The following is a 16,541-nucleotide window of genomic DNA, read 5'->3' on the forward strand; positions in this document are numbered from 1 at the left end:
GCTTCTCTTAATCTTCCCCTAAGTATTTTCATTTAAGCTCCATATATCCGGATGTTGCTATGCTTTTTTGCTCGCTTTTGACGCTGCATGGCAATGATTGGCGTTTTATTGTTCAAATGAGACGGGGGGGCATAACGACCAGTAGAATGAAAAATAGGCAGTGATTCGTTCAGGGGTGAGAGAGGGGAATCGCAGCCTCTGCTATCCTCACTCATCATTCGTGGTGTTAATTGTTTAATGGATGTAATCAATGACAGACTTTTTGCCTTTCTCTCGTCCGGCAATGGGTGCGGAAGAACTGGCCGCCGTCGCCGAGGTGTTGCGTTCAGGATGGATCACCACCGGCCCCAAAAATCAGCAGCTTGAACAGGCTTTCTGCCAGCTTACCGGGAATCGTCACGCGATTGCCGTCAGCTCGGCAACGGCCGGGATGCACGTCACGCTAATGGCACTGGGAATAGGGCCGGGTGATGAAGTGATCACCCCCTCGCTGACCTGGGTTTCAACGCTGAATATGATCGTTCTGCTGGGGGCGACTCCGGTGATGATCGACGTGGACCGCGATACGCTGATGGTGACACCGGCGTTGATTGAGGCGGCCATCACCCCACGGACCAAAGCCATTATTCCGGTACATTATGCCGGAGCACCGGTTGATATCGATGCCATTCGCACGCTGGCTGAACAGCGGGGGATTGCGGTTATCGAGGATGCGGCCCATGCAGCAGGTACTCACTATCGCGGGCAGCATGTGGGTCGCCGCGGTACGGCAATTTTCTCATTTCACGCGATTAAAAATATGAGCTGTGCCGAAGGCGGGCTGGTGGTTACCGATGATGATGCCCTGGCGGATCGCGTGCGCAGTCTGAAATTCCACGGGCTGGGTGTCGATGCCTTTGATCGTCAGACCCACGGTCGTGCGCCGCAGGCCGAAGTGATCATGCCCGGCTTCAAATATAACCTCGCCGATATCAATGCGGCGATTGCGCTGGTGCAGTTGGACAAGCTGACAGCCAACAACGCCCGACGTGAGCAAATTGCGTTGCGTTACCTCGAGGAGCTTTCCGATACCCCGTTCCTGCCTCTGACACAACCTGACTGGCCCCATCACCACGCCTGGCACCTGTTTATCCTGCGCGTTGACCCTGAGCTGTGCGGTATCAGCCGCGATGAACTCATGCAGGCGCTGAAGGAGCAGGGTATCGGCAGCGGGCTTCACTTCCGGGCGGCGCATACGCAGAAATATTATCGTGAACGCTTCCCTCACCTGTCCCTGCCGCAGACCGAATGGAACTCAGAGCGTATCTGCTCGATTCCCCTGTTTCCGGGAATGACTGACGACGATGGCCGCCGCGTGATTGTGGCACTGCGTAAGCTGGCAAAGAGATAAGAGATGACAGAACAACCGATCAACAAACTCTCCGTTGTGATCCCGGTCTACAACGAGCAGGAAAGCCTGCCCGAACTGCTCCGCCGTACGGAGGCTGCCTGCGCGCAACTGGCTATCGATTATGAAATTTTACTGGTCGATGACGGCAGCAGCGATGCGTCGGCCGAGATGCTCACTGCCGCCGCAGAGGCACCGGATAGCCATATTGTGGCGGTGTTGCTGAACCGTAACTACGGCCAACATTCGGCGATCATGGCCGGCTTCAGCCATGTTAGCGGTGACCTGATTATCACGCTTGATGCCGACCTGCAAAACCCCCCTGAAGAGATCCCGCGCCTGGTGGAAACGGCCCGGAAGGGCTACGACGTGGTGGGCACCGTGCGGCAAAACCGTCAGGACAGCTGGTTCCGTAAGCGTGCTTCACGCCTGATCAATCATCTGATTCAACGCACCACGGGTAAAGCAATGGGTGACTACGGTTGCATGCTGCGAGCCTACCGACGTCATATTGTCGATGCCATGCTGCACTGCCATGAGCGCAGTACTTTTATCCCTATTCTGGCGAACACCTTTGCCCGGCGGGCCACAGAGATCCCGGTGCTGCACGCCGAACGCGAATTTGGCGATTCCAAATATAGCCTGATGCGCCTGATCAACCTGATGTATGACCTGATCACCTGCCTGACAACCACGCCACTGCGGCTGTTAAGCGTGTTTGGCAGCGTGATTGCGTTGGCGGGTTTTGCAATTTCCCTGCTGCTGATTGGACTGCGCCTGTTCCTTGGCCCGCAGTGGGCAGCAGAAGGGGTATTTATGCTGTTTGCCGTGCTGTTCATTTTTGTCGGCGCACAGTTTATTGGCATGGGGCTGCTTGGCGAGTATATCGGGCGTATCTACAACGATGTGCGCGCCCGTCCCCGTTATTTTATTCAGCGCGTTGTTAGCCGCGACGCCAACTCCACACAGGATAAATCATCATGAAAGCCGTAGTTTTTGCCTACCATGATATGGGCTGCACCGGGATCCGGGCGCTGGCTGAAGCGGGTTTTGACATCTGCGCGATTTTTACCCACGCGGATCATCCCGGCGAGAATCACTTCTTCGGGTCCGTCGCACGTACCGCCGCGCAGTTGGGTGTGCCGGTTTATGCGCCGGAGGAGGTTAACCATCCTCTGTGGATTGACCGCATCCGCGAGATGAAACCTGACGTGATTTTCTCATTCCACTACCGCCAGATGCTGAGCGACGAGATCCTCGCCTGTGCGCCAGTGGGGGCGTTTAATCTGCATGCCTCATTGTTGCCGAAGTATCGTGGCCGCGCGCCACTGAACTGGGTGCTGGTTGACGGTGAAGAAGAAACCGGTGTCACGCTGCATCGCATGGTGAAACGCGCCGATGCCGGGGCGATTATCGCCTGTGAGAAGGTGGCGATTGCGGCGGAAGATACTGCGCTGACGCTGCATTATAAAGTGTGTGAGAGTGCGAAACAGCTGCTGATGCGCAGCCTGCCAGACATTCTGCGTGGCAGTTTTATTGCCGTCGAACAGGATGAACGCAAAGCCACCTATGTCGGACGACGGACCCCGGAAGACGGACGCATCGACTGGCAGCAGCCAGTGCAACGTACCCATAACCTGGTACGTGCGGTCACCGATCCCTGGCCGGGGGCGTTCAGCTATGTGGGGGCCGCGAAGTTTATCATCTGGCAGTCCAAAATCTGCCACAACTGGCCGGTGACAAAGCCCGGTACGGTACTTTCCGTTTCGCCATTTGTGGTCGCCTGCGCAGAGGGTGCGTTGGAAGTGGTAACCGGGCAAAGCGAGAGCGGTGTCTACATGCAGGGCAGTCAACTGGCGCAAACCCTTGGGCTGGTGGCCGGTGCCCTGCTGCATAACCAGCCGGTGGTAGCGGCAAAACGCAGAACCCGTGTACTGATCCTTGGTGTCAATGGCTTTATCGGTAACCACCTGACTGAGCGCCTGCTGGCCGATGATCATTTCGAAATTTTCGGGCTGGACATTGGCTCTGATGCCATCAGCCGCTTCGTGGGCCATGAGCGTTTTCATTTTGTCGAAGGGGATATCAGTATTCACTCGGAGTGGATCGAGTACCACATTAAGAAATGTGATGTGGTATTACCCCTGGTGGCGATTGCCACACCGATCGAATACACCCGCAACCCGCTGCGCGTGTTTGAACTGGATTTTGAAGAAAATCTGAAGATCATTCGCGATTGTGTGAAGTACAAAAAGCGCATTATTTTCCCCTCCACCTCGGAGGTCTATGGCATGTGTACGGATGACACTTTCGATGAAGATCACTCGAATCTGGTGGTCGGGCCGATCAATAAACAGCGCTGGATCTATTCCGTCTCGAAACAGTTACTGGATCGGGTGATCTGGGCTTATGGAGAAAAAGAGGGGTTGCGGTTTACGCTGTTCCGGCCTTTCAACTGGATGGGACCGCGCCTGGATAACCTTAACGCGGCACGTATCGGCAGCTCGCGTGCCATTACTCAGTTGATCCTGAATCTGGTGGAAGGATCGCCGATTAAGTTGATTGACGGCGGGCGGCAGAAGCGCTGCTTTACCGATATCCGTGACGGCATTGAAGCGCTGTTCCTGATTATCGAGAATAAGCAGCAGAACTGCGATGGTCAGATTATCAATATCGGTAACCCGGATAACGAAGCCAGTATTAAAGAGCTGGCCGAACAGCTGCTGGCCAGTTTTGAACGGCACCCGCTGCGTCACCAATTCCCGCCATTTGCCGGTTTTCGCGAGGTGGAAAGTAGCAGCTATTATGGCAAGGGATATCAGGATGTGGAGCACCGTAAACCGTCGATCCGTAATGCGAAGCGTCTGCTGAACTGGCAGCCGGAGGTGGCGATGAACTACACCATTGATGCCACGCTCGACTTCTTCCTGCAAACCGTTGAACAGGGCGAGATTGTCGAATGATCAATGTGGGTTTACGCATTGATGTGGATACCTGGCGCGGCACCCGGGACGGTGTGCCGCGCCTGCTCTCCATTCTTGAACGTCAGCAAACCCGCGCCAGCTTTTTCTTCAGCGTTGGGCCGGATAATATGGGCCGCCATTTATGGCGGCTGCTAAAACCGCGCTTTCTGTGGAAGATGCTGAGGTCAAACGCGGCTTCACTCTACGGCTGGGACATTCTGCTGGCGGGTACAGCCTGGCCCGGACGACGTATCGGCCAGGGGCTGGCCGATACGATCCGTCAGGCAAGCTTGCAGCATGAAACAGGGATGCACGCCTGGGATCATTTTGCCTGGCAGACCTGGGCGGGCGTATGGCCTGCAGGGAAGCTGAGTGAAGAGGTCCGCCGGGGCGTTGAGGCACTCAGCGAACTGACCGGGCAACCCGTAACCTGTTCAGCCGCAGCGGGCTGGCGTGCCGATGGCCGTGTCCTCACCGCTAAACAGGCTTTTGACTTTCGTTATAACAGCGACTGTCGGGGCACAGAGCCTTTCCGGCCAATACTGCCAGATGGGCGGCTGGGAACCGTGCAAATCCCGGTGACGTTACCGACGTGGGACGAAGTGGCAGGGACGCGTGTCGATCCTGCGCACTACAACGCGTTCATCCTTGATGAGATCGCTCGCCAGCAGGGCGTGCCGGTTTACACCATCCATGCGGAAGCGGAAGGGATCGTGCTGGCGGACAAATTTGATGCACTGCTGACGGAGGCGCGACAGCGGGGGATTCGTTTCTGTCCATTGGGCGAGCTGCTGCCGCAGGACCTCTCGCAACTGCCGACAGGCAAAGTGATTCGGGGTAGCTTCCCCGGCCGTGAAGGTTGGCTGGGATGCCAGCAACTCGCTGAGTGATTGTGGATGAAATACACCCGTTATGCATTATTACTGCCCCTGTTGTATGCACTCTATTACCTGCTCCCTCTTGAGTTCCGGGCGCTGTGGCAGCCGGATGAAGTTCGCTATGCGGAGATCAGCCGTGAAATGCTGGTCAGTGGGAACTGGGTGGTGCCGCACTTTCTTGACCTGCGCTATTTTGAGAAGCCGATCGCCGGGTACTGGATCAATAACCTCAGTCAGTGGATCTTTGGCGGCAATAACTTCTCCGTGCGTTTTGGCTCAGTGCTTTCTGTGTCACTCAGTGCATTACTGATTTACTGGCTGGCGTTTTGTCTGTGGCGTAAGCGTGCGACGGCGCTGTTGTCTGCGGTGATCTTCCTCACCTGCATGTTGGTCTATTGCATCGGGACTTATGCGGTGCTGGACCCGATGATCACGCTATGGCTGACGGCTGCGATGTGCAGCTTCTGGCTGGTTGGGCAGGGGGGGAGCCGGCGGCAGAAAACAGCGGGTTGGTTACTGCTGGGGCTGGCCTGTGGTATGGGGTTTATGACCAAAGGCTTTCTGGCGCTGGCGGTTCCGGTGGTGGCAATTGTGCCGTGGATGGTCTGGCAGCGCCGAGTGAAAGAGCTGATGTTATGGGGACCGCTGGCCTTGCTCAGCGCGGCGCTGATCTCGGCACCCTGGGCCATCAGCATTGCCCGACAGGAACCCGACTTTTGGCATTATTTCTTCTGGGTGGAGCATATTCAGCGCTTTGCTGAGAATGATGCTCAACACAAAGCACCGTTCTGGTATTACATTCCGGTACTGATTGCCGGGGCACTGCCGTGGCTTGGTCTACTGCCGGGGGCGCTACATCGGGCCTGGCGGGAACGGCAGGGCGCTGTGGGTTCCGCTTATTTACTCGGTTGGGTGGTGATGCCGCTGCTGTTTTTCAGTGTGGCGAAAGGCAAACTGCCGACCTATATCCTGCCCTGTTTTGCACCGCTGGCGATGCTGCTGGCCCATCATGCGATGGCACTCTCCGCCGCGGGGCGACGCGGGCTGAAAGCCAACGGCGTGATCAATCTGGTGGTGGGGATTGTGCTGCTGCTGGCGATGGTGCTGATCGTGGCCCCCTGGGGCCTGCTCAGGCAGCCGGTGTATGCCCGACATGAGGTGATTAAAGTACTGCTGGGGGCGACAGCATTTCTCTTTTGGGCACTGGTGGGCGCGGCCAGCCTGGTGGAGGGCGCGAAGCACTGGCGGCTGGCGGCGCTGTGTCCGTTGGGGCTGGCGCTGGTGGTGGGGGCGGCGATCCCCGATAAAGTGATCAATTCCAAACAGCCGCAGCCGTTTATTGCCGATTTCAGCCGGGATTTGCAGCAGAGCCGCTTTGTGCTGTCGAACAATATTGGTACGGCATCGGCGCTGGCCTGGGAACTGAAGCGCAGCGATATTTTATTATTAGACCAACCGGGTGAGCTGGCCTACGGTTTGGGCTATGCCGATGGTGCCGATCGTCTTATTTCTACTGCGGATTTTGCGCAGTGGCTGAGCGCGCATCGGCGTGAAGGTAATGTATCGTTGATGATGAAATTAGCCTCTGAGGACAACAAGGTGGATGAGCGTATCCCTGCACCTGACCGTCTCTACCAGCAAGGGCGGATGCTGTTTTATCTCTATCGGCAGCAGCCGTGAATATGCTGCTGATTGTCCTGGCCAGCCTGCTGAGCTGTGGCGGGCAGTTGTGCCAGAAGCAGGCGACGGTGCGTGAGGGTCGCCGTCATTTTCTGGTGTGGCTGACGGCAAGCATATTGCTGCTGGGGATGGCGCTGCTGGTGTGGCTGCGTGTGTTGCAGACTGTGCCGGTGGGGGTCGCTTACCCCATGCTGAGTCTTAACTTTATTTTTGTGACCTTAGCCGCGCGCTGGCTGTGGCAGGAAGCGATTTCATGGCGTCATGGACTGGGCATTGTGCTGATTGTGGCCGGCGTGGCGGTGATGGGGAGCTATACCTGATGGGCCTGCTGTATGCTTTTTGCAGTGTGCTGCTGATCAGTGCTGCGCAGTTGATGATGAAGTGGGCGATGGTACAGCTTCCCGCTATCGATCAGCTCGCGCTATTCAGCGCGGCGCTGCTCAGCGTCTCTTTACCCACGCTGGTGCTCTCCGGCGGGCTGCTGGCCTACGCTCTGTCGATGATGTGCTGGTTACTGGCCTTACAGCGTCTGCCGCTGAGCCGGGTTTATCCGCTGTTGAGTCTGAGTTATCTGCTGGTATGGACGGCAGCACTGTGGTTGCCTGGGATGAATGAAATTTTTCTCTGGGGCAAGCTGGTGGGCGCGGCACTGATCCTCGTCGGGCTGCTATTGATATTCTGGCCGGGGAAAAAGGCCCACAGATAATGCTATCATCGCGCGATTCATTACACAGAGTCTGTTAAAAACATGAACCCTTCACTCCCCCTCCTGCAGGTCAGGGAGGTCTCGTTTGTGCGTCAGGGTAAAACGCTGTTGTCGCCCGTGTCCTTTGAGCTTCACAAGGGCGAATTCCTCTGGCTGACGGGGCCGTCCGGGGCAGGTAAAAGTACCCTGCTGAAAATTATTGCTTCTCTGCTTGATGCGTCCGGCGGTGAAGTGAGGTTTAACGGTCAGCCGATTATTGAGTTGAAACCCGAACAGTATCGCCAGCGTGTATCCTACGTGTTTCAGACCCCCCAGCTGTTTGGCCGTTCGGTGTATGACAATCTCTCTCTGCCCTATCAGATCCGCCAGCAGCCCGTAGATCGCCAGCATCTCGGCGACGAGCTGGAGAGATTGGGGCTGCCACCCGCAATGCTGGATACCTCAATTGATCAACTCTCCGGTGGGGAAAAACAGCGTGTGGCGCTGCTGCGCAATGTACAGTTTCGCCCGGATATCCTGCTACTGGACGAAATCAGTAGCGCGCTGGATGACGCGAATAAACGGAGGGTGACGAAGTTGATCGACCAGCAGGTCGCGCAAGGAAGTGCGGCGATCTGGATCAGTCACGACAGCGTAGAAACAGATGATGGCAGACGGCGGATCCGGCTGTCGCCCGCAGCAACGGAGGGCCAGTATGAACCAGCATAATATTACCAATGAGTCACTGGCCCTGGCCTTAATGCTGGTGGTGATTGCACTGCTGGTCAGCAGCAAGGAGCGGCTGGGGCTGGAAAAAGACATCATCTGGAGCGTGGCGCGCGCCATTGTGCAGTTGGTGATTGTTGGCTATGTGCTCAAGTATATTTTCGATCTGAACAATCAGTGGCTGACCGTGTTGATGGTGCTGTTTATCTGCGTGAATGCCGCGTTGAATGCCAAAAAGCGCAGCCGCGCTATCGACAGAGGCTTTCTGATTTCGTTTATTGCCATCACCTCGGGTACTACGCTGACGCTGACCATTTTGCTGCTCAGTGGCGCGATTGAGTTTATGCCCATGCAGGTGATCCCGATCTCGGGAATGATTGCGGGCAATGCGATGGTGGCGGTGGGGTTATGCTTCAGTAATCTGAATCAGCGGTTTAGTGATAATCGCCAGAAGGTAGAGGAGATGCTGAGTCTGGGAGCGAGTGCAAAGCGGGCATCGACGTCTATCGTGCGCGACAGCATACGCGCAGCCATGATCCCCACGGTCGATGCAGCAAAAACGGTTGGTCTGGTGAGTTTACCGGGCATGATGTCCGGTCTGATTTTTGCCGGTATTGATCCGGTAAAAGCCATTAAGTATCAGATTATGGTGACCTTTATGTTGCTCGGCACCGCAAGCCTGTCGACCATCATTGCAGGTTATCTGGCGGCCCGCCGTTTTTATACCGCACGCGTGCAGTTGAAATAATCGTTGGCACCCGTCATGGCCGACCATTTTTTCCGGTCGGCCATGACATTTCTATGCCGGCAGTGTCGCTGACATCAGAAATTCACATTGGCGCTCAGGCCACCTATAAACGCGTCTTTAACCCCACTGACCGCGCCGGGAGAGGCGACATATTGCAGATTAGGGCGCAGGTTCAGCCAGTTAGTGGCGTGGACGTTATAGTAAACTTCGTAGTTCCATTCGGAGCCGTGCTGAACGGGCAGATACGTCGGGCTGTTATAACGGGACTCGCCGTTGTATTGATTGGTTTCGTGCTGCATTTTACCGTAGTCACTGTTGACGTGAATACGCGCGGCCCCGACACCTATCTCATCCTGCGCACGTGCCGCAAAGGGTCCTTTCCAGGTGAAGGATACCGCCTGGTAATGATCGGTTTTCGAGGTTTTATGATCGTTCATCACCGCCTGTACGGTTAAGCCCAGGCCCCGGTTGACATCACCGTCGGTTGCAGTTAACTGCTGTTGCAGCAGCACATAACCACCATAGGCTTTCGCCTGGCCGCCGTAGCCGCCATTATGGTAGCTGGCGTATTTATCCCCGTTAACCGAGGAGTAGTAGCCACCGATACGGTAGTTCCCCGGCAGCTTGTTGGCACCCAGCAGGGGTGTCCAGCCAAATTCAAAGGGGACCAGGTTACCCAGGCTCGGGCTGCCGTCGAGGTAGAAGCCGTTACCGCGATCGTAGTTATTACGGTTCTGGTTATAAAAGCCCACCTGGAAGAACATGTCGTCCGGCAGGTTCAGTTTTACGCGACCGCCCCATTGTGAGACCGGCCAGTTAAACCAGCGGTCTCCGCGCCAGTTACCCGGCTGACCGCTGCCAAAGGCCAGGTTCTGGAATTTGCTGTCGAATGCATCAAAGTCTTCACCCGTGGTCACGCGACCGGCTTTGATTTCAACCCGATGATCAAAGAAACCCTTGTTTACCCAAAATTGGGTCAGACGCCAGGTCTGCCCACGCCCCCAGACTTCTTCCACTGAGGACAAGCCGCCTGTCCGCGGATCGTTGATGTGCTGGGTCAGGTCGCGACCGTTCCGGCTGGTCACCGTGAACTGGACCTGTGTGTCATCCCAGTTGAGGAGTTTTTCCAGATTGAGAGTGGTGCCGAAGGCCCACTGATCGGTATAACGGGCAGTGGTGGAGGTGTTATACCCTCCGGCGAGATTACTGGCCGACTCCATGGTGTAGTTGACCTGGAAATCGGCACCTTCCCTTTTTAATTCGCTGCGATAGCCGTCCCAGTCGCCAAACAGATAATCCGAATCCAGACTGAGAGGGCGCATTTCTGCCCCTGCGGGGGCCGAAGCCCATAACAGTGCGCTTCCGCACATCATCAGCATGGCATGTTTACTCGTCCATTGAAAAACACCGTAATGATTCATTTATCTCTCCTTGTTATGAATAATCGTCTTGCCAACAAGCATTTTGGGCATCCAGGCGTCAGAAATTAATACCCGCGCCGAGTCCGCCCACAAACAGATGTGAATTTTGGCTCACAGCACCAGGCTTGGTGCTGGATTGCAGGTTAGGCCGCAGTATCAAGTGAGGCGTTAAGCGGTAGTTGTAATAGAGGTTGTAATTAAATCCGTCGCCCCGCATCAGCGGTTGCGGTTGATTATCGCGATATTCTTCAGGAATGGCCGGCGTATCTGCCTGAGGGGAAATAATTTCTGTTGATGGTGGCGGCGGCTGATGCAGATAAAAACGTTCTGGCAGGGCAGATGCGTTAGCCACCATGAACAGCGTGGCAATACCGAGACACTGTTTAAGACAGGCTATTCTTTCCATGAGTTCACCTCTTATTATGATTATCTAATCGGTTTTTTAGCCCGATGAAGTACATCACAATGTGGTTAACCCGTTTCGCTATTAAGTGCTCTGGAGAGCGCCCATAAAAAAACGCCCACGAGGGGCGTTCAGAGTGTGATCAGGTCAGATCGAGCTTAGCGGCGGCCAAAAATCTTGGCGGCCAGGAAGCCTACACCGGCGGCAATCGCCAGTGAAACCAGGGGGGAATCCTGGGTTTTACTTTTCACGCAGTCCAGCGCATCATCCACGGCGTAAGAGGCTTTTGCTGCCTGCTGACGCACTTTTCCTCTGAATTCATGCTCCGGCGAGTCTACGGCTTTACCAAACTCTTCCTGCCCTTTGCCGACGGCTTCTTGCGCTTTATCGTTCGCTTTATCAAACAGACTCATTGTGCCTCCTTTTGATGGCATGATTTCCTGAAACGACTTTAAGCGTAGTTCATCTGTCGCGCTTTGCCGGAGCACTTATGTGTAAAAATATGAATGAAGGTGCCAGATACTGACAAAAAAGAGGGCAGATCAACGATCTGCCCTCTTTTGTCGGGAGCGTTAAGCTCCCGTGCTGCCAGTGATATTCTGCATAAGACTCAGGGTATCAATGGTAGCCTTCGTCCGGCTTGATCTTGCCGCGGAACACATAGTAGCTCCAGAAGGTATAGACCAGAATCACCGGAATAATCAGCAGACCACCGACTAACATAAAGCCCTGACTCTGCGGCGGGGAGGCCGCATCCCAGATGGTGATGGAAGGGGGAATGATATACGGCCAGATACTGATACCCAGTCCGGTAAAGCCCAGGAATACCAGCGCCAGGGTCAGCAGGAATGGCGTGTAGTGCGCGTGGCGTTGCAGTGCGCGCCACAGTGCCCAGGATGCCGCCATAACCAGTAAAGGAACCGGTAAAAACCAGAACAGGTTAGGCAGGGTGAACCAGCGTTGCATAATGCTGGTATGTGCCAGCGGTGTCCAGATGCTGACGATGGCCATCACGACCAGCAGGCCGATCAGCAGCGGTTTGGTCAGCGCCGTCATTTTCCTGTGCAGTTCATTCTCGGTCTTCATGATAAGCCATGTGCTACCCAGCAGGGCATAGGCCAGAACCAGACCAACACCGCAGAACAGCGTAAACGGCGTCAACCATGCCAGTGCCGGACCGCTGTACGTACGGTTGGTCACTTCAAAGCCGTTGATAAACGCGCCCAACACCACACCCTGACTGAAGGTTGCCACGTAAGAACCGCCGATAAACGCTTTATCCCAGAACGGACGGTGTTCTTCCGTTGCTTTAAAACGGAACTCAAACGCCACGCCACGGAAAATAAGACCGATCAGCATGATGGTGAGCGGGGCCGCCAGGGCGCTGGTGATCACCGCGTAGGCCAGCGGGAAAGCACCGAACAGTGCAGCCCCCCCGAGGATCAGCCAGGTTTCGTTGCCATCCCATACCGGGGCAACGGTGTTAACCATCATATCGCGCTCAATCGGATCTTTATTGAACGGGAACAGGATACCGATACCCAGATCGAAACCATCCATGATGATATACATCAGGGTGGCGAAGATGATGATAGTAAACCAGATAATTGAGAGATCGATGCCCACCTTACTTCTCCTCCTGCGGCGAATGTAATTTTTCCTGCACCGCAGACAGCGGGCGAGACGGAGTATGTGATGTGCCTGGGCCGCCTTCTGGCGTATGGTCACCTTCACCGGCCTGCGGGCCTTTCTTAATCAGGTTCGCCAGATAGCTGTAGCCGACGCCAAAGACGGCGCAGTACACCAGCAGGAATGCGATCAGGCTGATGCTCATTTGCAGCGTGCTGTGCAGCGATACGGCATCACGCGTGCGCAGCAGGCCATAAATAACCCACGGCTGACGGCCAATTTCGGTGGTAATCCAACCCGCCACCAGAGCAATCAGACCGGAAGGCCCCATCAACAGGACAAACCACAGGAAAGGACGAGAAGTATACAGGCGCTGACCGCGACGCATCCACAGGCTGACAACACCCAGCAAAATCATCAGCATACCCAGCGCAACCATCACGCGAAACGACCAGAACACCACGGTGGAGTTAGGACGATCTTCTTTCGGGAAGCTTTTCAGTGCCGGTACCTGTTTATCCAGGCTGTGGGTCAGGATCAGGCTACCGAGGTAAGGAATCTCCAGCGCGTACTTGGTACGCTCTTCTTTCATATCCGGGATGCCGAACAGGATCAGCGGGGTCGCTTCTCCCGGAGGATTCTCCCAGTGACCTTCAATCGCCGCGATTTTTGCAGGCTGATGTTCCAGCGTATTCAGGCCGTGGGCATCGCCAATCATTGCCTGAATCGGCGAGACGATCAGTGCCATCCACAGAGACATCGACAGCATTTTACGCACCGCTGGCGTATCGTTTTTACGCAGCAGATGCCATGCGGCAGAGGCACCCACAAAGAAGGCAGTCACCAGGAAAGCGGCGACGGACATATGCAGCAGGCGATAAGGGAAGGACGGGTTGAAGATAATTTTGAACCAGTCCACCGGTATCACAATGCCGTTTTCCAGCGCGTAACCTTGCGGCGTCTGCATCCAGCTATTGGAGGCCAGGATCCAGAAGGTGGAGATAATCGTGCCCAGCGCGACCATACAGGTCGCGAAGAAGTGCAGGCCACGGCTGACACGGTTCCAGCCAAACAGCATCACCCCGAGGAAGCCAGCTTCAAGGAAGAATGCGGTAAGCACTTCGTAGGTCAGGAGCGGGCCGGTAATACTGCCTGCAAACTGCGAAAATCCTGCCCAGTTGGTCCCAAACTGATAGGCCATCACCAGACCCGATACCACCCCCATACCGAAGTTAACGGCAAAGATTTTTGACCAAAAATGATAAAGGTCGCGATAGACCTCATTTTTGCTTTTCAGCCACAGACCTTCGAGCACGGCGAGAAAACTGGCCAGGCCAATGGTGATGGCGGGAAAGAGAATGTGGAAGGCTACGGTGAAACCAAACTGTATCCTCGCCAGATGGAACGCATCTAATCCGAACATTGCTTACCTCGATCTAACATGAACAACTGCCTTTTATTTTTTTACCCACGGTTAACAAATAGGTGACATATAGCAAAAAAGAAAATGTGTCAGCCGGGGGACTTCTCATCGGAGATTTGATCCTAAGACCAAAGCAGGTGAAGAAGTAGCAACAGTAATAGTGAACTGGCCTATAACAGTAACGATTATTACGAGTAATTGTTTCGTCAACAGGTTAAATCAACGGAAGATAATGTTAATGCAGGATAGAAGAATGATGCTCATATGTGAAAATGCTGTATCTTTCTGTCGTAAAAGCATTTTTTTCGTTGGTGCGTCGGCGGGGTTCGTCAGGTGACTATCGTTATTCTGCGTTGAAAACCTCTGGTGAGGCGTACATCCAATATAGCTAACAGGGCTATAAAAAAGGATGTTTACGCATCATTATTATAATAACCCTATAGTTTTTCATGACTTATGAATAATATGTAGATTTAATGTTATTATTTGGTTCTATTAATTTTAAATGACCTTTTCCCACTATTTGGATTGGCTTATCAATCCCTCTGCGTGACCAATCGTCTCTCTCCTCCCTGTAAATGTTAAGGGTGTAATACACATAAATATGTAAATTGAATTATTTAGTTACAAATTTCTGGCGTTTTTATCGCCGATCGTTGCGGCGAATCAAGAAATCGTCTGAATAATGATGCTTGTGGTGAGTGGGTGCAGTGCGTGCTATAACCAAAAAAACGTTGTCAGCCTCGGGAGTCAAATGGATACCTTTATGATGTTGTTACCCGTATATGTTGCCTATCTGCTGGGCACGGCCAGCCCTGGCCCGAGCAATATGGCGATTATGGGTGTCGCGATGCGCCAGGGGCGCCGCCCGGCATTGATGCTGGCGGCGGGTGTGATCACGGGGTCACTGTGCTGGGCGCTGCTGGTTGCGACCGGTTTATCCACGCTGCTACTGGCTTACGCTCAGGCTATTGTGGTGATCAAAGTGGTGGGGGGCTTCTATTTGCTTTTGCTGGCGTGGAAAGCGGCACGGAGTGCTGCCCGTCGTGGGGAAGGCAGCGTTGTACCGCTGGCGGCAGGGGGGGCAGCCGCTTCCCTCTACCGCCGTGGTTTGCTGCTGCATCTGGGAAATCCAAAGGCGATTCTGGTGTGGACGGCGATAATGTCATTGGGGATTCACCCGTATGCGGCCCCTTCCGTACTGCCGTTGATTGTCGGTGGCTGTGCGTTACTGGGGATAATGGTGTTCAGCAGCTACGCGCTGTTGTTCTCCACCCCGGCGATGAGCCGGGGGTATCAGAAATGCCGCCGCAGTATTGAAGGCATTTTCGCGCTTTTTTTCACGGCGGCGGGCGTGAAGCTGCTGTTTTCACGTTAACCGTACGCCGGGCCTCCGGCGTGCCTTATGCCTGAGGCTGATAACCGGCCAGTTCACTGTCCGGCATTCCGGCATCACGCGCCGCCTGACAAATCTGCTGCCAGCTATTGGCATCAATCGGAATACCGTGCAGGCGGCGTTCGGCGCGCTGTGCTTCCTCCCACTCACCCGGGATCAGGATTGCATTGTCACCCGCCTGCGGTGAGGCTTTCGTCCAGGCAATAAAGGCTTCCGCTTCCTGCTGCATGTCCGGTGCGTCAAATGCTGCCGGGTCAAGTACTACGGTGGTCATGCAGTTAAAGATAGCGTCACTGGTATTTTTCAGTGACTGTGGGTGGGTCGTTTGGCCACCGGAAAGCGCCCCGCCGAGGATTTCGCACATCACCGCCAGCGCATAGCCTTTATGCAGGCCAAAGGCCAGAAGGGAACCAAATGGCGCTTCATGCATCACCGCAGGGTCAATGTCCGGCTTCCCTTGATGATCGATCAGATAGCCAGGCGGGACGTTGACACCTTTATTCCAGGCAACGCGGGTTTTACCGTAAGCAATGCCGCTGGTGGCGAAATCAAGCAGCAGCGGTGGCTGGCCGGGGCGCGGGAAGATGGCGCAAAATGGGATGGTCCCGAAGCGGCGGTCACTGCCGTTAAACGGCGCAACCATCGGATCGCCAACAACGTTGACGAAATGAAAGGAGATAAAACCGGCGCGTGCGCACTGCTCCGCCCAGTGACCAATGCGCCCAATATGGTGCGAGTTCCGCAATGCGATGGCACACATTCCCAGCTTCTGGGTACGTGCAATCGCCAGATCCATCGCTTCAGCGGCCATCACCTGGCCAAAGCCCTGGCCGCCGTCGACGGTGAGCACCGCCCCGGCGTCTTTAGCGATCCTGAGCTGCTGGTTCTGCTGTAGATGTCCCTGGGATTTTGAGAGCATATAACTTGGGATCATCCCAACGCCGTGAGAATCATGCCCGGCAAGGTTCGCTGCCACCAAATGCTCGGCGACGCGTTGCGCTTCCTGCTTGCTGCTGCCTGCGTGCTGCCACAGACTCTGCACCATCTGCTGTAAAATAGTGTGATTAATGTAAATGTCACCCTGAATCTGGTTCATTTTTTTTCCTTAAAATAATGAAGGTTACTGCTTATTTTTAAACGAATAATTGGTTTTTGTCCGTTTAATTTTTCTGCACGCCAGGCTTCTTTTTCGATGAATATCG

At 54.8% G+C, this 16,541-nt stretch carries 16 protein-coding genes; 10 read left to right on the forward strand and 6 right to left on the reverse strand.

Features of this window, described 5'->3' with window-relative positions:
* Positions 1-250 precede the first annotated feature (250 nt).
* The 9 genes from arnB to fetB are packed head-to-tail and all read left to right on the forward strand — an operon-like array spanning position 251 to position 9,067.
* On the forward strand, positions 251-1,390 hold the full coding sequence (gene arnB, locus WH277_RS11900) for a UDP-4-amino-4-deoxy-L-arabinose aminotransferase (protein ID WP_159337453.1): 1,140 nt from the start codon (positions 251-253) through the stop codon (positions 1,388-1,390).
* Positions 1,391-1,393: 3 nt separating this feature from the next.
* Complete coding sequence (gene arnC, locus WH277_RS11905) at positions 1,394-2,371, forward strand: undecaprenyl-phosphate 4-deoxy-4-formamido-L-arabinose transferase (RefSeq protein WP_133845649.1); 978 nt, start codon at positions 1,394-1,396, stop codon at positions 2,369-2,371.
* Entirely contained in the window at positions 2,368-4,350 is a 1,983-nt protein-coding gene (gene arnA, locus WH277_RS11910; protein ID WP_339505721.1) for a bifunctional UDP-4-amino-4-deoxy-L-arabinose formyltransferase/UDP-glucuronic acid oxidase ArnA, read from the forward strand. Before arnC ends, arnA begins: the two co-directional genes overlap by 4 nt.
* Positions 4,347-5,240, forward strand: coding sequence for a 4-deoxy-4-formamido-L-arabinose-phosphoundecaprenol deformylase (arnD, locus tag WH277_RS11915; protein ID WP_339505722.1), 894 nt, complete (start codon positions 4,347-4,349; stop codon positions 5,238-5,240). The genes arnA and arnD overlap by 4 nt, the downstream gene beginning before the upstream one ends.
* A 6-nt stretch (positions 5,241-5,246) precedes the next feature.
* A complete protein-coding gene (arnT, locus tag WH277_RS11920; protein WP_133845645.1) occupies positions 5,247-6,908 on the forward strand; it encodes a lipid IV(A) 4-amino-4-deoxy-L-arabinosyltransferase in 1,662 nt (553 codons plus the stop codon).
* Complete coding sequence (gene arnE / locus WH277_RS11925) at positions 6,905-7,228, forward strand: 4-amino-4-deoxy-L-arabinose-phosphoundecaprenol flippase subunit ArnE (RefSeq protein WP_159337450.1); 324 nt, start codon at positions 6,905-6,907, stop codon at positions 7,226-7,228. The genes arnT and arnE overlap by 4 nt, the downstream gene beginning before the upstream one ends.
* Positions 7,228-7,614, forward strand: coding sequence for a 4-amino-4-deoxy-L-arabinose-phosphoundecaprenol flippase subunit ArnF (gene arnF, locus WH277_RS11930; protein ID WP_133845642.1), 387 nt, complete (start codon positions 7,228-7,230; stop codon positions 7,612-7,614). Before arnE ends, arnF begins: the two co-directional genes overlap by 1 nt.
* Positions 7,615-7,656: 42 nt before the next feature.
* On the forward strand, positions 7,657-8,322 hold the full coding sequence (gene fetA / locus WH277_RS11935; RefSeq protein WP_133845640.1) for an iron efflux ABC transporter ATP-binding subunit FetA: 666 nt from the start codon (positions 7,657-7,659) through the stop codon (positions 8,320-8,322).
* Positions 8,309-9,067, forward strand: coding sequence for an iron efflux ABC transporter permease subunit FetB (gene fetB / locus WH277_RS11940; RefSeq protein ID WP_133845638.1), 759 nt, complete (start codon positions 8,309-8,311; stop codon positions 9,065-9,067). Before fetA ends, fetB begins: the two co-directional genes overlap by 14 nt.
* A 74-nt stretch (positions 9,068-9,141) precedes the next feature.
* Here the strand turns inward: fetB and WH277_RS11945 are convergent, their stop codons facing one another.
* The 5 genes from WH277_RS11945 to WH277_RS11965 form a co-directional block, all read right to left on the reverse strand.
* A complete protein-coding gene (locus tag WH277_RS11945) occupies positions 9,142-10,389 on the reverse strand; it encodes a carbohydrate porin (RefSeq protein ID WP_339505724.1) in 1,248 nt (415 codons plus the stop codon).
* 157 nt (positions 10,390-10,546) lie between these two features.
* Positions 10,547-10,894 carry a carbohydrate porin gene (locus WH277_RS11950; RefSeq protein ID WP_339505725.1) on the reverse strand — a complete coding sequence of 116 codons (348 nt, stop codon included), beginning with the start codon at positions 10,892-10,894 and terminating at the stop codon, positions 10,547-10,549.
* A gap of 155 nt (positions 10,895-11,049) precedes the next feature.
* Positions 11,050-11,304, reverse strand: coding sequence for a CsbD family protein (locus tag WH277_RS11955; RefSeq protein ID WP_133845634.1), 255 nt, complete (start codon positions 11,302-11,304; stop codon positions 11,050-11,052).
* A 205-nt stretch (positions 11,305-11,509) separates the two neighbouring features.
* Positions 11,510-12,517, reverse strand: a complete 1,008-nt coding sequence (gene cydB, locus WH277_RS11960; protein ID WP_133845632.1) for a cytochrome d ubiquinol oxidase subunit II — start codon at positions 12,515-12,517, stop codon at positions 11,510-11,512.
* A gap of 1 nt (position 12,518) precedes the next feature.
* Positions 12,519-13,943, reverse strand: a complete 1,425-nt coding sequence (locus WH277_RS11965) for a cytochrome ubiquinol oxidase subunit I (protein ID WP_133845630.1) — start codon at positions 13,941-13,943, stop codon at positions 12,519-12,521.
* Positions 13,944-14,697: 754 nt separating this feature from the next.
* Here WH277_RS11965 and WH277_RS11970 point away from each other — a divergent pair.
* Positions 14,698-15,321, forward strand: a complete 624-nt coding sequence (locus tag WH277_RS11970; protein ID WP_339505726.1) for a LysE family translocator — start codon at positions 14,698-14,700, stop codon at positions 15,319-15,321.
* 25 nt (positions 15,322-15,346) lie between these two features.
* On the opposite strand, the gene WH277_RS11975 is transcribed toward WH277_RS11970, so the two are convergent.
* Positions 15,347-16,435 (reverse strand): malate/lactate/ureidoglycolate dehydrogenase, encoded by a 1,089-nt coding sequence (locus WH277_RS11975; protein WP_339505727.1) that lies wholly within the window; start codon positions 16,433-16,435, stop codon positions 15,347-15,349.
* Between the last annotated feature and the right edge of the window lie 106 nt (positions 16,436-16,541).

The sequence above is a fragment of the Erwinia sp. MYb416 genome (assembly GCF_037479575.1).
Classification (GTDB): domain Bacteria; phylum Pseudomonadota; class Gammaproteobacteria; order Enterobacterales; family Enterobacteriaceae; genus Erwinia; species Erwinia rhapontici.

Bases quoted from the DNA above. Each gene is read 5' to 3' on its own strand.
- arnB (WP_159337453.1), top strand. From the start codon at position 251: ATGACAGACTTTTTGCCTTTCTCTCGTCCGGCAATGGGTGCGGAAGAA.
- arnC (WP_133845649.1), top strand. From the start codon at position 1,394: ATGACAGAACAACCGATCAACAAACTCTCCGTTGTGATCCCGGTCTAC.
- arnA (WP_339505721.1), top strand. From the start codon at position 2,368: ATGAAAGCCGTAGTTTTTGCCTACCATGATATGGGCTGCACCGGGATC.
- arnD (WP_339505722.1), top strand. From the start codon at position 4,347: ATGATCAATGTGGGTTTACGCATTGATGTGGATACCTGGCGCGGCACC.
- arnT (WP_133845645.1), top strand. From the start codon at position 5,247: ATGAAATACACCCGTTATGCATTATTACTGCCCCTGTTGTATGCACTC.
- arnF (WP_133845642.1), top strand. From the start codon at position 7,228: ATGGGCCTGCTGTATGCTTTTTGCAGTGTGCTGCTGATCAGTGCTGCG.
- fetA (WP_133845640.1), top strand. From the start codon at position 7,657: ATGAACCCTTCACTCCCCCTCCTGCAGGTCAGGGAGGTCTCGTTTGTG.
- fetB (WP_133845638.1), top strand. From the start codon at position 8,309: ATGAACCAGCATAATATTACCAATGAGTCACTGGCCCTGGCCTTAATG.
- WH277_RS11945 (WP_339505724.1), bottom strand. From the start codon at position 10,389: ATGCGCCCTCTCAGTCTGGATTCGGATTATCTGTTTGGCGACTGGGAC.
- WH277_RS11950 (WP_339505725.1), bottom strand. From the start codon at position 10,894: ATGGAAAGAATAGCCTGTCTTAAACAGTGTCTCGGTATTGCCACGCTG.
- WH277_RS11955 (WP_133845634.1), bottom strand. From the start codon at position 11,304: ATGAGTCTGTTTGATAAAGCGAACGATAAAGCGCAAGAAGCCGTCGGC.
- WH277_RS11965 (WP_133845630.1), bottom strand. From the start codon at position 13,943: ATGTTCGGATTAGATGCGTTCCATCTGGCGAGGATACAGTTTGGTTTC.
- WH277_RS11970 (WP_339505726.1), top strand. From the start codon at position 14,698: ATGGATACCTTTATGATGTTGTTACCCGTATATGTTGCCTATCTGCTG.
- WH277_RS11975 (WP_339505727.1), bottom strand. From the start codon at position 16,435: ATGAACCAGATTCAGGGTGACATTTACATTAATCACACTATTTTACAG.